This window comes from Streptomyces sp. NPDC048291, from assembly GCF_043201715.1.
Taxonomy (GTDB): Bacteria; Actinomycetota; Actinomycetes; order Streptomycetales; family Streptomycetaceae; genus Streptomyces.
On the sequence record NZ_JBICZC010000003.1, the window covers coordinates 534,651 to 550,660 of the forward strand.

Below are 16,010 nucleotides of genomic sequence, written 5' to 3' on the forward strand. Positions count from 1 at the left end.
CCTCAGGAATCGCGGGGCTGCGCGGGCGGTACGCCGTCAGGGGCCGCGAGCGCCGTCCGGCCCGGCGCCTGCCCGGGAAGCGCTGGCCCGGGGTTCGCGATCGGGTCGGCGTGGTCGGGCGCCGGGCCCGGTGCACGCGTCCGCGGTCCCGCACCGGTGGAACGGCGGTCCGCGGCGAAGCCCGCGAGGTGCAGGAACGCCGCCGTCACCTGGGCCAGGGCCAGCACGACGAAGAGCGTTCGGGTTCCCTCCGCCAGGATCGTCGTGCCGCTGACGAGCAGTCCGCAGGTGCCCCCGGCCAGGGCGACGGCGGTGGCCACGGTGAGCGCCTCGGGCCGGACGGCGGCCGGCAGGCGCAGCGCGCGCACCGCGGCGACCGGCGCGCTGGAGACGCCGTTGAAGAGTCCGGCGAGGACCAGGCAGCCGAACACGGCGGTGATCCCGAGCGGCAGCGGCAGGACCAGGAAGCAGAGAGCGAGGAGCACCCGGCCGCCGACCGCGAGCACCGGTGCGGACAGGCGCCGCAGCAGGGGGCCGACGAGCAGGGTTCCGGTGAGGGCGGCGGCGCCGAAGGCACCGGACAGCGCGCCGGCGACCGCGGGCCCGCGGTCGCCGAACTCCAGGGCGACGACCGGCAGGGCCGCGAACAGGCCCTGCCAGGCGAACTCGGAACAGACGAGGGCGAGCGACCAGGTGGCGGTGAGGGGATCGGCGAGCAGCGCGCGTACGCCCGCCGCGCCCAGCCGCGAGGGAGGGGCCGGCGACGGGACGGCCGGGGGGAGGAAGCGGCGGAGCACCAGCAGCGACAGGGCGAAGCTGGCGGCGTCGGCGAGGATCACGGGGACCGAGCCGAACAGGGCGACGAGGACGCCGGCGAGGGGCGGTCCGAGCATCATGCTGAGCCGCATGGCACCCTGGAGGGCGGCGGTGGCCCGGCTCAGGAGTGTCCCGTCCTCGCCGACGACGTCCGAGAGCGTGGCCTGCTGAGCTGCGGAGTAGGGCGCCATCACGGCGCCGAAGACGAACATCGCCGCGGCGGTCAGGGGCACCGCGAGGGTTCCCGTCGAGGCCAGGAGCGGGACGAGCGCGATCAGTACCCCGCGGCAGGCATCGCCCAGGAGCATCACGCGGCGGGATCCCGCGCGACCGGTCCAGGAGGCGCCCAGGGTGCCGATCAGGGTGGTCCCGGCCATCTGAGCGGCCATCACCACGCCCATGGCACCGGCCGATCCGGTCCGGGTGAGCATCAGCCACGGCACGGCGACGACACTCAGCGAACTCCCGAGCATCGACACGCACTCCGCGGCGAGCACGGCCCGCAGCGCCGGGTGGCGCCACGGGCCGGTGCCGCGGGCCGCGCCGGTGTCGGGGGCGGTGCCGGTATCGCTCACGGGCGCGGTCCGACGACGTGTTCGGTGAACTCCGCCAGGCGCGGCAGGCTGAACAGGACGCTCAGGTCCACCTCGCGGCCGAACCGGCGGGAGACCTCGATGATCAGGCTCTCGGCGAGGAGCGAGTGACCGCCCAGTTCGAAGAAGCTGTCCTGGGGCCGGACGTCGTCGATGCCGAGGACGTCCTGCCACAGTCCGATCATGGTGGCGAGGGCGTCGTCGTCGGTGTGTGCGGGGTCCGCCGGGCCGGTGCCGGACACGGCACCGGAGGCCGGGTTCGAGAGGATCTCGGCCACAGGGGTGTCGGGGTCGTCGGCGACGGTCCAGAGGATGTCCTGGTAGTCGGTGGCCAGGGCCTTGAGCAGGGGCTCTCCCAGGGCTCCGGCAGGGTCCTTCCACAGCACATGGGTGCCGGCGCTGTCCTCGCGGACCATGACGGCCAGGGCGAAACCGGCGGTGCTCTCGATGTCCTGGAGGCTGAGCACCGCGTGGCAGCCGGGCGCGTCCAGCCGCAGGTCCATGACGTCCAGGCCGTCGCGCAGGCCTGCGTGCCAGTACTGGAAGATGCTGCGGTGGGTCAGTTCGCGGGCCTGCGGGCCCACCAGTCCGGCGCTTCGCATGATCGTCGGCAGCGGCAGGTCGCCGTGGGCGAGGGCGCTCTTGACCCGTCCGCGGAGCCGGCGCATCACGTCGGTGTAGGTGTCGGTCGCGCTCACGCGGGCGCGTACCGGAAGCAGGTTGACGAAATAGCCGACCTGCTGCCGGGTCTCCTCCAGGGTACGACCGTGGAAGGGCAGGAAGGACAGGACGTCCGAGGCACCGGTGTGACGGCGCAGCAGGGCGTAGTAGCCCGCCATCAGGGTGGTGACGTAGGAGACGCCGGAGGTCTCGGCGCGGTGGCGCAGTCCGGAGACCAGGTCGTCGGGAAGGACGTCGCTGAGCATGGTGGGGCGGGGCGGGTCGGCGGGGGCGGCCGGGAGGGTGAGAGGGGTGATCCCGGTGCCCAGCTCGGCGGCCCAGTAGGCCCGGTGGCGTTCGCCGTCGGTGCCCTCCGCGAGCCGGACCGAGCGCAGGGCGTGCGCCTGGAGGGCGCGGGGGTCGTCGGGCACGTCGACCGGCTCCCCTGCGTACGCCCGGCGCAGGGCCTCCAGCAGGAGCAGCACGGACGCGCCGTCGGCCACGATGTGGTGGAACGTCAGCAGCAGGACCTTCCAGTCGGGGCCGGTGAGGAGCTGGACCCGGGCCAGCGGTCCGGCGCCCAGGTCGAACGGGGTCTGCCAGGCCAGGCGTACGGCCTCGTCGCGGGCGAGGTGCGAGGTGATCTCGGTGACGGGGATCGGCGGGGCCTCGCCCCAGTCCAGCCGGTGGCTGCCGGGGCTGCCCGTCACACGGCCCCTGAGCTGTGGGAACGCCGTACCCAGACGGTCGACCGCGTGGCGTAGTCGGCCGGGATCGAGGTCGCCGTCGACGGCGAGCGGGACGGGGATGATGTTGGTCCACTGCCGCGGATCGATCTGCCAGGCAACCTTCATGGCCTCCTGCCCCACGGAAAGGGACACGCTGTGCGGGGTCGTGAGTGGGGTCGTGTTCGGGGTGGTGTTCGGGGTGGTGTTCATCGAAAGTCGCCTCCGGGAATCCACGCGTGGTGGTGTCGTGATGAGGGGCGCCGGACGCGTGGGGCGTCCTCGCCGGCGGAGGGGCGGCCGGGTCAGATCCGCAGCCGTACCTGGTGGCGGCGCAGCCAGGCGTCGAGTTGGAGGAGCATCTCCACGTCCGCGCGCCCGAACCACCCGCCCCGGTCGAGGAGTCGGGGATCGTCGGCCACCCGCGCGGCGGCGCCGAGGTCCGTGACGGCGTGCACGGGTGCCGACGGGTCGTCGAGCAGGTCGCGCAGGCGACGGGTGACGAAGGCCTTGTACCGGTCGTCGTAGAGGGCGGGGAAGGTGGACTTCCGGCGTTCCAGGACGGAGGGCGGCACGAGGTCGCGGGCCAGGTCGCGCAGAATGCTCTTGGTGCGTCCGCCGGTGAACTTCATGGCGACCGGGACGTTGTACATGAACGTGTAGAGCGCGTGGTCGGCGAACGGGAACCGCATCTGGACCCCGGCGGCGGCGCCGAGGCGTTCGGTGTGCAGCATCGTCTGCTCCAGCAGCCGGGTGACGGTCAGATGGTCGATCTGCCGTACGGTGCGGCGGCCCGGTGAGTCGTCCGGGAGGACGGGGACGCGATCGAGCGCGGTGCGGAACACACGTTCCAGGTATCCGTCGACGTCGAGGACGCGCAGCAGGTCGGGGTGGAACAGGCCGGTGCCGATGCCGTGCGCGACGCCGAACCGACGGGCCTGTTCCAGCCAGGGGAAGGTGGTCAGTTCGGGCACGCCGTCGAGGTCGCCGTAGAGACCGCCGAACATGGTGTCGGCGGCCTCGCCGGAGAGCCCGACGGCGCAGTGCGCGGCGAGGGACCGGCTGAGCAGGTACGGGGTGACGTTCTTGTCGCCCCAGGGGGTGGGGTAGTCCTTCGCGGCGAGCACCTCTTCGCGGATCGCGGGGTCGAGGACCTGGTCGATGTCGACGACGACGTCCTCGTGGTCGCAGTCCCAGAAGCGGACGACGTCCTCGATGAAGGGGCGGTCGGGGATGCGGGAGGTGGTGCGGGCGAAGGACACGGTGCCCGTGACCGGCCGGCGCCCGGTCCCGGTGGCGACCAGTCCGGCGAGCACGCTGGAGTCCAGCCCGCCGGAGAGGAGCACGGCCGTCTCATCGTCCTCGATGTCCGCGGCGACCGAGGCCCGCAGCAGCCGGTCGGCCTCCTTGGCGGTGGCGTCCGCGTCGAGGACGTGTTCGCGGGCCTCCAGGGACCAGTAGGCGCGGGCGCGGACCGCGCCCTCCGGGGTGAAGCGGAGCACGGTGGCGGGCGGGACCTCCTTGACGCCGCTCAGGGCGCCGCGGCCGTCCTCGCGCATCAGGGTGAGCAGGGCGCACAGGGCGTCGGCATCGGCCTCGGGGGTGACCATGGGGTGCGCGGTCACGACGGCGACATCGGAGGCGAAGACCACGCCGCCGGGTGTGCGGATCCAGCTCAGGGGACGGACACCGAACCGGTCCCGGCCCAGCACGAGGTCACCGGACCGGGTGTCCCAGACGGCGAACGAGCAGAGTCCTTCGAGCCGTTCGGCCAGTCCCGTGCCCCAGCGCAGGTAGGCCCGCGCGATCACCTCCGAGGCGGCGGGCGGGTGCGGACCGGGGTGGCGGCCGGCGCCGAGCGCGTCCCACAGGGCCGCGGCGTTGCGCAGATGGCCGTCGCACACGGCGACGGCGACGGTCCGGCCGTCCTCGCGGACGGTGGCCGGGGCGGCGGGCCCGCGCCGGCCGGGGTCGCCGCGCTGGACGAGCGCGGCACGCGGCTCGCTCCAGGTGCCGCCGTCGTGCGGGGCCCGGACCCGCAGGCCGGTGAGCATCCCGGTCACCTCAGCGTCCGCGCGTGTCAGATCACGCTGTCCGTCGGTCCATCCCGCGATGCCCGCCACCCGGTCCCACCTCGCCCACGGCCGTCTGCTGCGCGCCACGCGATGCCCCCGGACCCGCTGGCCCGGACCGGCTGGTCCGCGTCGCCTTGACGCCGTCACGCTAGGTGGGGGCGGTACCGGGCGACCCTCCGTCGGGATTCCACCGAAGGGCTCCGCCGGGCGGGCCCCGGAACGCGGAGGGCACGGTCCGGGAACGCCGCCGCTCGACGCCGCACCCGGTCCCCCACGCCCGGCGGTCGCCACGGCGCCGACCCGCGGTCCCCGGACGGCCGGAGGCACCCCGGCCCGCAGTCCCTCGACGGCCGAAGCCACCCCGGCCCGCAGCCTCGGGCAGTCCCCATCACTGCGGCCCGCGGCCTCTGGGCAATCACCGCCACTGCTTCCCCCGCAACCCCTGGCCGGCCACTCCCCCGCACTCCCCTTCAGCAGCCCGTTGCCCCGGCACCGTTCGCCTCCCGGCGTCGCCGCCACCCCGCGCAGGCGGGCGTGGCCGGAAACGGCCGGACACCGGGCCGGAACCCGCTCGGCCCGGAACCCGGAACACCGCTCTGGTGCACTGCTGGCGCAGCGGGGGTCCTGGCCCCGCCGGGCTCCGGCAGCGGCCCGAGGTGTCCTGTCCTGGAGGAGACGCAGATGAAATCACGCGTTCTTGAGCTGGTGGAGGAGCGGGCACGGTCCCGTCCCGACTCCCCCGCGGTGGAGTCGGCGGACGGCGTCCTGACCCGCGGCGCGCTGTGGGAGCGGGCCGGACGGCTGGCCGCCCGCATGACGTCGCGGGGGCTGCGGCCCGGCGAGGTCGTGGTCGTCGGCACGGGCCGCACCGCGGAGCTGCTCGTCGCCGTCCTGGCGACGCTGCGGGCGGGCGGCGCGTTCTGTGTCGTGGACCCCGCCTACCCCCCGTCCCGGATCCGGCGGATCCACCGCGACAGCGGGGCCCGGTTCGTGGTGGCCCCGGGTCTTGAACTGCGTCCCGGACGCCCCGGCCCGCCCCTGGAGGGGCTGGCGTACGTGGTGTTCACCTCCGGCTCCACGGGACGGCCGAAGGCGGTGGGGATGCCCCACCGGGCCGTCGACGCGCTGATCGACTGGACCCTGGCGAGCACCTCGCGCAGGCCGCTGCGCACCCTTCAGTTCGCCCCGCTGGGCTTCGACGTGTTCGTGCAGGAGGTGTTCACGGCGCTGTGCAGCGGCGGGGTACTGCGGCTGCCCGCCGAGGAGGAACGCCGGGACCTGGTGCGGCTTGCGGAACTGCTGGAGGCGTGGCGGATCGAGCGGCTGTTCGTGCCGCCGGTCGTGCTGGACCGGCTCGCCGCGCTCGCGCCGTACACCGGTACGGTCCCGCGCTCGCTGCGGCAGGTGGCGGTGGCGGGCGAGGCACTCCGGATCACCCCGGGGCTCAGGCGCTTCTTCGAGGAACTGCCCGGATGCCGGTTGCACCACCACTACGGTCCGTCGGAGACCCATGTGGCCGTCGCACACACCTTGACGGGCCCGCCCGCGTCCTGGCCGGACCTGCCGCCGATCGGCACGCCGCTGCCGGGATTCGGGGCGCGGATCGTCGACGGGGAGCTGTGGCTGACGGGGCCGGGTGTGGGCTACGGCTACCTCAACGACCCTGCGGAGACGGCACGCCGCTTCGTCCCCGCCGACGACTCGTCGCGGACCACGGACGACTCGGCGGGCACCACGGACAGCCCGTCGCGGACCACGGACGACTCGGCGCGGACCGCGGACAGCCCGTCGCGGACCACGGACGACTCGGCACGGACCACGGACAGCCCGTCGCGGACCACGGACGACTCGGCACGGACCACGGACAGCCCGTCGCGGACCACGGACGACTCGGCACGGACCGCGGACAGCGGCCGGACCGCAACCGCCTACCGCACCGGCGACCTCGTCGCACGGGATCCGGACGGACTGCTGCGCTTCCTCGGGCGGGTCGACCACCAGGTCAAGATCCGCGGCCATCTGGTCGACCCGGCGGAGGTGGAGGCGGTCCTCGGCGGCCTGCCCGGAGTGCGCGAGTGCGCGGTGACGGCCGAACAGGTCGCCGGGGAGACGCAGTTGGCGGCTCATGTCGCCGGGGACACGGCGGGACTGCGGACCCGGCTCGCCGCGACGCTTCCCGCCCATCTGGTGCCCGCGCGGATCCAGGCCGTGGAGCGGCTCCCGCTCACCGCGCACGGGAAGGTCGACCGCGCGCGGCTGCCCGCCCCGGCCGGCCCCGGCGCGGCGGGCGGCCCGCCGACCGGGACCGTGGAGCGGGACGTCGCGTCGGTGTGGTCGGCGGTCCTGGGCCACACCGGCATCGGACGGGACCAGCCGTTCCAGTCGCTGGGCGGCACCTCCCTGTCGGCCGCGCTGGTCCTGGCCAGGCTGCGCGCCCGCTACCCGGCCCGGGTCGACCTGCACAGCTTCCTGTCCGCCCCGACCGTGCGCGAGCTGGCCCGACGACTGACCGAGACGCCCGACCCGGTGGGGGACGCATGAGCCCGCGGACGCTGGACCTGTATCTGGAGCTCATGAAGGAGGTGCTGTCCAACACCATCTACGAGGATCCGCCGATCCCCGCAGGCTGGGCGCCCTCCACCGTCTACGAACCGCTCAACCGCAGACTGGGCGTCGACTGGCCCAGCCAGGCCCACACGATGATCGGCCGACGGCGGCTGGACAACCTCCAGTTCTGCGTGGAGCGGGTGCTGGCGGACGGTGTGCCGGGCGACCTGATCGAGACGGGTGTCTGGCGAGGCGGCGCGTGCATCCTCATGCGGGCGGTGCTGCGCGCCCACGGCGTGACGGACCGCCGGGTGTGGGTCGCCGACTCCTTCCAGGGCATGCCGCTGCCCGACGCGGACACCCACCCGGCCGACCGCGAGCTGGCCGCGCACACCCACAACGACGTCATCGCCGTGGACCTGGACACCGTGCGGGGGAACTTCGAACGGTACGGCCTGCTCGACGAGCAGGTCGTCTTCCTGCCGGGCTGGTTCCACGAGACGCTCCCCGCCGCGCCGATCGGGAAGCTGGCGGTGCTCCGGCTCGACAGCGACCTGTACACCTCCACGGTCGCGACCCTCGACCTCCTCCACCCGAAGGTGTCCCCGGGCGGATTCGTGATCGTCGACGACTACCACATCCCGGCCTGCCGTGCCGCCGTGCACGACTGGCGCGAGCGCCACGGGGTGACCGAGGAGATCGAGGACATCGACGGACTGGGTGCCTTCTGGCGCCTGACGCCCCCGGAAGGAACCACCCCGTGAACGCAACGCTCCCCGCCGTGCGCGCCCTCGTCGCCGAGGTGTTCGGGCTGCCGGTGGACTCCGTCGACCCGGACCGGCCACTGATCGCTCTGGGGGCGGACTCGCTGGTGCTGCTCGCCCTGACCCGGAAGGTCCACGACCGGTTCGGGGTGCGGCTGCCGGTCCGCGCGCTCTTCGAGGACGAGCTGTCCGTCCGCTCGGTGACCGCCAGGATCGCCCCGGACACGGACGTCTCCGGCGGCTCGCCGGCGGCCGGGTCCGTCGACTTCAGCCTGTACTTCTTCGGTGACTACCCGCACGGGGACGGACCCGCGCGGTACGAGGCGCTGCTGGCCGCCGCCGAGTTCGGCGACCGCAACGGCTTCCACTCCCTGTGGGTGCCCGAGCGTCACTTCCACTCCTTCGGCGGGCTGTTCCCCAACCCGGCGGTGCTGGCCGCCGCGCTCGCGGTGCGCACCCGTTCCATCCGGCTGCACGCGGGCTCGGTGGTGCTGCCCCTGCACCATCCCGTCCGGGTGGCCGAGGAGTGGGCGATGGTCGACAACCTCTCCGGCGGCCGGGCCGGGCTGTGCGTGGCGTCCGGCTGGCATTCCGGCGACTTCGTCCTGGCGCCCGAGCACTTCGAGGACCGGCGCGAGCTGATGTACGAACGCCTGGACACCGTGCGCCGGCTGTGGTCGGGCACGCCGCACACCGGTGTCTCCGGCGACGGCGACACCGTGGAGGTGACCCTCTTCCCGGCGCCCGTACAGCCACGGCCGCCGCTGTCCGTGGCCGTCCTGTCCAGCCCCGCGAGCTGGGAACGGGCGGCGCGCGAGGACGTGGGCGTGGTGACCAACCTGATGCAGCAGGACGTCGACGACCTGGCACGCAACATCGCGCTGTACCGGAGCACGCGCGCCCGGTGCGGGCTGGACCCGCGGGAAGGGCGGGTCACCGTCCTCGTCCACACCTATCTGCGCGGCGACGCCGAGCGGGCACGGCAGGAGGCATACGGGCCGTTCCGCGCCTATCTGATGTCCTCGCTCTCCCTGTTCGACAACGCGGTGCGCAGCCTCGGGGCCGAGGTGGACCTCGCCCGGACCCCGGCCGACGACGTCGAGTTCCTGCTGGAACGCGCCTACGACCGCTACTGCGCGACCCGCGCCCTCATCGGCTCCCCGCACGGTGTGCGGCCGGTGCTGGACGCGCTGGTGCGGGCGGGCGTGGACGAGATAGGCGCGTTCGTGGACTTCGGCCTTCCGGCCGCGGACATGCTGGCGGGCCTCCCCCACCTGGCCGTCCTCAAGGACGAACCGTGGCCCGCCGTCGCCGCGGACGAACCGTCCCCTGCCGTGGCCGCGCCCGCCTCCCCGCAGCAGCGGCGGATGTGGCTGATGGACCGGATGGACCCGGGACGCGCCGTCCACAACGAGCCCAAGGCCGTGGAGCTGGAGGGTCCGCTGGACCGGGACGCGCTGCTCGGCGCGCTCCGCGCGGTGGTGGACCGCCAGGAGGCGCTGCGCACCGCTTTCCGGGAGGAGGACGGTGTCCTGCGGCAGATCGTCGGGCCGTCGTTCACCCCGGACTGTCCCGTCACCGATCTCACCGGGCGCACGCGCGAGGAGGCGGTGGCCGCGCTGCACGCGGCGTACGGTTCGGCACCCTTCGATCTGACGGCCGGTCCGCTGTGGCGGGTGGCGCTGGGCGTGCTCGGTCCCGACCGACACCTGCTGTATCTGGTGGCGCACCACAGCGTCTTCGACGCGCGGTCGACCATGGTCTTCCTCCGCGATCTCGCGGCGTGCCATCGGGGCGAGGCCGCTCTGCTGCCCCCGCTCTCCCCGGCACCGGTCCCGGACACGCCCCCGGCCGGCGACGGTCTGGAGTTCTGGAAGCGGCTGCTGGACGGTGCCCCGGTGCTGCGGCTGCCCCTCGACCGGCCGCGCGGTGTCCCGCGCCCCGCGCTCGGCGCGACCCTCACGCACGAGTTCGACGGCGCGCTCGCCCGGCGCGTCCGCGCCTTCGGCCGCTCGGTCGGCGCCACGACGTTCACCACGCTGCTGAGCGCGGTCGCCTCCGTGCTCGGCCTGTTCGGCGACACCGACGACGTCGTGCTGGGCACCGCGGTCTCCCACCGTCCGCCGGGCGCCGAGGACCGGATCGGGATGTACGTGGAGACCCTGGCCCTGCGTCTGGACCTGTCGGGCGACCCGTCCTTCGCCGGGCTCGTACGGCGGGTGCGCGGCGCGGTCATGGACGCGCTGGAGCACCGGGACGTGCCCCTCGACGCCGTGGTGGAGGCGGTCAACCCGGAGCGGGTCCCGGGTACCAACCCGCTGTTCGACGTGCTGGTGGAGTACGAGGAGGAGGCCGACGCGGACCTGGGCGGCACGGGTCTGTCCGCCCGGCTTCTGCAAGTGCCGCGCGCGCAGGCGCCGTTCGCCCTGACCTTCTACTTCACGGCGCGCCCGGACGGCCTGGGGTGCACGGTGGAGTACGACGAGCGCCTCTTCGACGCGGAGACCGTCGCCCGGTTGCTGCGCTACACCGAGGATCTGCTCGGACGGGGACTCGCCGACTCGGCGGGCGCCCTGTCCGCGCTGACCGGACTGACCGAGGGGGACGCGCGGTTCGTGGCGTCCCACGACGGGTCCGGGGACGCGGAGCCCGAGCGGACCGAGGACGGTTCCTCGGCCCTGGTCGTCGGGGCCGACGAACCGGTTTGTCTGCACGAACTGTTCGAGCGGGCGGTGTCCGCCACGCCCGACGCGGTCGCGCTGTCCGGCCCGCACGGCACGACCCGGTACGGCGAGCTGGACGCCGCCGCCAACCGCCTCGCCCACCGCCTGATCGGCGAAGGGGTGTCCCCCGGCAGCACGGTGGCCGTCCTCCTGCCCCGGGGAGCCGGACTGATCACCGCCGTGCTGGCGGTCCTCAAGTGCGGGGCGGCGTACGTCCCCATCGATCCGGCGCTGCCCGAGGCGCGGCGCACCGCCATGGCGCGCGACAGCGGGGCCGTGCTCGTCCTGACCGACCCGCGGGCGGATCCCGGCTTCCCGGCGACCTCGCCGGGCCTGCGCACCGACCTCGGCTCGACGGCCTACCTGATCTTCACCTCGGGGACCACGGGCGGTGCCCGTGCGGTCGCGGTGCCGCACCGGGGTCCGGTCGCGCTGGTGCGCTGGCAGTCGCAGGCGCACCCCGCGCTGCGCACGCTCCAGTGGACCTCCCCCGGCTTCGACGTGAGCGTGCAGGAGATCTTCGGGACGCTCGCCGTCGGGGCCGAACTGGTCCTCCTGGACGACGCCGACCGCCTCGACCCGGCGACCGTGGGCGAGATCGTGCGGCGTCACGAGGTGCAACGCCTCTGCCTGCCGGGCACGCCGCTGGCGGCGCTCCTGCGAGGCGCCGGGCCGATGCCCTCGCTGCGGGAGATCTTCTGCGCGGGTGAACCCCTGCGCATGCTGCCCCCGCTCAGCGGGTTCCTGGCAGCCCAGCCGCGGACACGTCTGTTCAACCAGTACGGTCCGACCGAGACCTCGATCATCGTCACCGAGCACCTGGTGACCCCGGACGACGGGCCGAGTCCGCCGATCGGACGCCCCGTCACCGGCGTGCTGCTGCGCGTCGAGGACCGCGACGGCCGTCCGGTCCCACCCGGGGTGCCCGGAGAGCTGCTGGTCGGCGGGGAGCAGGTGACCGACGGCTACCCGGGCGACGAGGCCCTCACCGCGCGCCGCTTCGTGGACGACGGGACCCGGCGCTGGTTCCGTACCGGGGACGTCGTCCGCTGGAACCGCGACGGCACCCTCGACCATCTCGGCCGTACCGACGACCAGGTCAAGATCCGCGGGTTCCGGGTCGAGCCGGGCGAGGCGGAGGCGGCGCTCAACGCGCTGCCCCAGGTGGCCGGGGCGGCGGTGCTCGCGGAGCACGAGCCGGAACCGCGGCTCGTCGCGCACGTGGTGCTGCGGGAGCCGCTGGAGGACTGGGTGTCCGTCCTGCGGGCGGGGCTGGCGGAATCGCTGCCCGGTCATCTCGTCCCGGCGGCCTGGTTCGCCGTGGACCGGCTCCCGGTGGGCGCCAACGGGAAGCTGGACCGGGAGCTGCTGCGGAGTTCGGGCGTCGCCGGGACGCTGCCGGCCGGCCGTCCGCCCGCCACGTCCGAGGAGGAACGGGTGCACCGGCTGTGGTGCCTGGAACTGGGGGCGGAGAGCCTTCCCGCGGAGGTGTCCTTCTTCCAGGTGGGCGGCAACTCCCTGAACGCCGTGCGGATGCTGGAGCGGATCCGCACCGAGACGGGCGACCGGGTGCCGATGGCCGAGTTCCTGAGAGCGCCGACGATCCGCGCCCTCGCCCGGCGTTTCGAGGGTGTGCGATGACCGGCACCGAGGAGCGCATCGCCGCAGTTCTCTCCGGTCTGCTCGGCGGCGACCCGGTCGACCGGAACGTCCCCTTCCGCGGGCTGGGACTGACCTCTCTCCTCGGCACCCGGCTGCGGGTACGCCTGGAGAGGGAGTTCGGCCGGCCCGTACCCGCCGCCGCGCTGACCGAGCACTACACGGTGACCGCCCTGGCCCGGCATCTCGACGGCACCGACCGGACCGGGCCGCGGCCCCCGGCCCGGATCGGCGCGCCGGCGGCCGTGGACCGGCGGGTGGCCGTCATCGGCATGGCCGCCCGCCTCCCCGGCGCGCCGGACATCGACGCGTTCTGGCGGAACCTGCGGGCCGGGGTCTGTTCGGTCGGTGAGCCGCTGTCCGACGTGGACTCCTTCGACGCCGCGTTCTTCGGAATGAGTCCGCGCGAGGCGGAACGGACGGATCCGGCGCACCGGTTGCTCCTGGAGACCTGCTATCACGCGTTGGAGGACGGCGGCTGTCCGGACCCGGACGACGGGACGCGGATCGGCGTCTTCGCGGGGTCCGGCATGAACCTCTACGGTCCGCAGCCTCCGTACTTCCTGCGGGCCGAGGCCACCGGCGACCCCCTGGACGCGGTCGCGGAACTCATCGGCGGCCAGGGGGACTTCCTGGCCACCCGGGTCGCCTACCACCTCGGTCTCACCGGCCCGGCGGTGACCGTGCAGAGCGCCTGCTCCACCTCGCTGGTCGCGGTGCACCTGGCGGTCCAGGCCCTGTTGACGGGCGACGCGGACCTGGCGCTCGCGGGTGCCGCGGCCGTCCGCCGCACGCCCGCGCCCGACGGGCCGCCGGACCCGGAGTACATCCTGTCCCCCAGCGGTGTCGTGCGCGCCTTCGACGCCGCCGCCGACGGCACCGTGGGCGGGGACGGCGTCGCCGCGGTCCTCCTCAAGCCGCTGGAGCGGGCGCTGGCCGACGGCGACACCGTGCACGCGGTGATCCTGGGGTCGGCGGTCACCAACGACGGACGGGCCAAAGCGGGTTTCACGGCCCCGTCCGTCCGCGGGCACGCGGCCGCGGTCCGGCACGCCCTGGAGCGCGCCGGCACCGAGCCGCACACGATCGGCTATCTGGAGGCCCATGGCACCGGTACCGCCGTCGGCGACCCGATCGAGTTCCGGGCCCTCACCGAGGCGCTGACCGCCGGGCCGGGTCCCACCGGACGTACCGGCCTCGGCTCGGTCAAGCCGTCGGTCGGGCACCTCGACACGTGCGCCGGCATGGCCGGTCTGATCAAGACCGTACTGATGCTGCGCCACGGCGAACTGGTGCCCACGGTGAACACGACCGTCCCCGATCCCCGGCTGGCGTGGTCCGACAGCCCGTTCTTCCCCATCACCGGACAGGCACCGTGGCCGGCCGGGCCGGGACCGCGCCGGGCGGGCGTCAGCTCCCTGGGGTTCGGCGGCACCAACGCGCACGTCGTCCTGGAGCAACCGCCCGCCCCCGCCGTCGCTGGCGCCTCGGGGCGGGAGGTGCTCGTGCCGCTCGCCGCACCGGACCAGGCGTCGCTGCGGCGCCGGGCCGAGCAGCTCCGCGACTGGCTGCGCGGGCACGACGACGTCCCGGCGGGCTCCGTGGCCAGGCGGCTGCACGCCGGGCCGCCCCGCTCGGCCGCGCGGCTGGCGGTGTCGGGGCGGACGTCCCGCGAGGTGGCCGACGCCCTGGACGCCGCGCTCGCCGCACCGCGGTGGGACGAGCCGCCGCACGGCGAAGGTCCGGTCGCGGTCGGTGAGGCGGCGTTCGCGTTCCGCGGCCAGGGCGCCGGTGCGGTGGACTTCGAAGCCCTCCGGGACGAGCCGGTCTTCCGGTCCGTCGTGGAACCGTTCGGCGAGGTCCTGGACCGGCCCCAGGCGGCCCAGGTCGTGTTCCAGGTCGCGCTCGCCCGGCTGTGGGAGTCCGCCGGGATACGGCCCGGTTCCGTCGTCGGGCACAGCCTCGGCGAGCTGGCGGCACTGTGCACGGCGGGTGCCCTGCCGCTCGCCGAGGCGGTCCGGTTCGCGCTGGTGCGCGAGGAGTCGACCCGGTCCACCGGAGCCGGGCGGATGCTGGCGATCAGTGCTCCCGTGGACGTGGCGCTCGACGCGGCGGCGGCGACAGGGGCGGACTTCGCGGCCCACAACGCGCCCACCTCGCACACCCTGTCGGGCCCGGAGGCCCTGATGGACCGGGCGGAGTCCTGGCTCGACCGGCACGCGGTGCCCCACCGGCGGCTGCCGATGACGACCGCGTACCACTCCCACCTCATGGAACCGGTCCTGGACCGGCTGGCCGAGCACGCCCGGGACCTCGACTGGCGTCCGCTGCGCATGCCGTGGGCCTCCGCGGCCGACGGAGAGCGCCTGCCCGCGGGGACGGTCCCCGAGGCGGACTGTCTGGTGCGTCAGGTCCGGTACCCGGTGCTCTTCGACCCCGCGCTGCGGACCCTGCGCGCCGCCGGCACCCGGGACTTCGTGGAGATCGCGCCGACGCCCGTGCTGCGGGACTTCGGCCGCCGGGTGCTGCCCGACAGCACCTGGTACCTCTGGGGACCCTCCGGGCTCGCCGCGCTGTACCGGCGCGGCGCACCGCTCGACTGGGCCGCGCTGAACGGCCCCGGCCCACGGGCCCCGCTGCCCGGCCACCCCTTCGCCCGCCGGAGGTTCCCGTGGTGAGCCCGGCGGGCTCCGGGCCGGACGGGCCCCTGCTGGTGCTCGACTACCCGGGGGAGCGTCCGGAGGCCCGCGTGTCCGAGCTGGACCTGCCCGGCCCGCGCGACCTGCTCACCGTACCGCCGCCGCCCCTCCCGCCCGGCCGGTACCTGGCCGCGCTGTCCGCCGGGAGGCCACCGGGACCGGCCGGAGCGGTGCTGGCCTACTGCGCTTCGGCTCCGCTGGCCGCCGTACTCGCCGCCGGAGCCGGGCGCGGAGACCGTGCGGCGCCGTTGGTGCTCTTCGAAGCCGAACCCGTGACCGCCGCGACCGTCCTGACCGCCTACGCCGCCACCCTGGCCCAGCTCGGTGTCCGGCCGGACCCCCGGGAGGTGCGGCACCTGGCCGCGCGGGTCCCGGATCCCGGGGCCTTCCTCACCGCGGCGCGGGCCCGGCTGTCGGACCACGTCGGCGCGGCCCTGCGCGCCGACGGGGCCGCCACCGGGGAGGTCGACGACCTCGCCTCGGCAGTCACGGACTCCGCGCTGCGGTGGCTCGCCCATCTGCTGGCCGCCCACCACGCACCACCGCCCGACCGCACGGGCCCGACCCTGCGGATCCTGTCGGCGCACACGCCAGGCGACGGCCTGCGGGTCATGTGCGACCGCACGGACCTGCTGCGCGATCCGCGCACGGCCGAAGCCGTCGTCTCCTTCCTGACCGCGCACGGCGCTCTCACCGGCCAGGAGCGGACCCCGGCGTAGCCCCGCACCCTCACAGGCACCGCACACGAC

Annotated in this window: 8 protein-coding genes; 5 read left to right on the top strand and 3 right to left on the bottom strand. The window is 74.8% G+C overall.

Translation table 11 applies throughout. The features are described from left to right. Positions 1 to 2: 2 nt before the first annotated feature. The 3 genes from ACGF5O_RS09980 to ACGF5O_RS09990 form a co-directional block, all read right to left on the bottom strand. Positions 3 to 1,391, bottom strand: coding sequence for an MFS transporter (locus tag ACGF5O_RS09980; protein ID WP_393809406.1), 1,389 nt, complete (start codon positions 1,389 to 1,391; stop codon positions 3 to 5). After that, a complete protein-coding gene (locus ACGF5O_RS09985; protein ID WP_393809407.1) occupies positions 1,388 to 3,007 on the bottom strand; it encodes a condensation domain-containing protein in 1,620 nt (539 codons plus the stop codon). The genes ACGF5O_RS09980 and ACGF5O_RS09985 overlap by 4 nt, the downstream gene beginning before the upstream one ends. 92 nt (positions 3,008 to 3,099) lie before the next feature. Beyond that, positions 3,100 to 4,956: an asparagine synthetase B family protein gene (locus ACGF5O_RS09990; protein ID WP_393809408.1), complete on the bottom strand. Its 1,857-nt coding sequence runs from the start codon at positions 4,954 to 4,956 to the stop codon at positions 3,100 to 3,102. Positions 4,957 to 5,550: 594 nt separating this feature from the next. Between ACGF5O_RS09990 and ACGF5O_RS09995 the strand changes: the two genes are divergently transcribed. From ACGF5O_RS09995 to ACGF5O_RS10015, 5 genes are read left to right on the top strand one after another with little or no spacing between them, the layout of a single operon-like run. Continuing rightward, positions 5,551 to 7,410: an AMP-binding protein gene (locus tag ACGF5O_RS09995; RefSeq protein ID WP_393809409.1), complete on the top strand. Its 1,860-nt coding sequence runs from the start codon at positions 5,551 to 5,553 to the stop codon at positions 7,408 to 7,410. After that, the gene (locus ACGF5O_RS10000; protein WP_393809410.1) at positions 7,407 to 8,180 is read left to right on the top strand and encodes a TylF/MycF family methyltransferase; all 774 of its coding nucleotides are present in this window, start codon (positions 7,407 to 7,409) and stop codon (positions 8,178 to 8,180) included. The genes ACGF5O_RS09995 and ACGF5O_RS10000 overlap by 4 nt, the downstream gene beginning before the upstream one ends. After that, positions 8,177 to 12,544: a MupA/Atu3671 family FMN-dependent luciferase-like monooxygenase gene (locus ACGF5O_RS10005; RefSeq protein WP_393809411.1), complete on the top strand. Its 4,368-nt coding sequence runs from the start codon at positions 8,177 to 8,179 to the stop codon at positions 12,542 to 12,544. The genes ACGF5O_RS10000 and ACGF5O_RS10005 overlap by 4 nt, the downstream gene beginning before the upstream one ends. Next, positions 12,541 to 15,240: a beta-ketoacyl synthase N-terminal-like domain-containing protein gene (locus ACGF5O_RS10010; protein ID WP_393809412.1), complete on the top strand. Its 2,700-nt coding sequence runs from the start codon at positions 12,541 to 12,543 to the stop codon at positions 15,238 to 15,240. Before ACGF5O_RS10005 ends, ACGF5O_RS10010 begins: the two co-directional genes overlap by 4 nt. Continuing rightward, on the top strand, positions 15,234 to 15,980 hold the full coding sequence (locus ACGF5O_RS10015; RefSeq protein ID WP_393809413.1) for a hypothetical protein: 747 nt from the start codon (positions 15,234 to 15,236) through the stop codon (positions 15,978 to 15,980). Before ACGF5O_RS10010 ends, ACGF5O_RS10015 begins: the two co-directional genes overlap by 7 nt. The last annotated feature ends 30 nt before the right edge of the window (positions 15,981 to 16,010 follow it).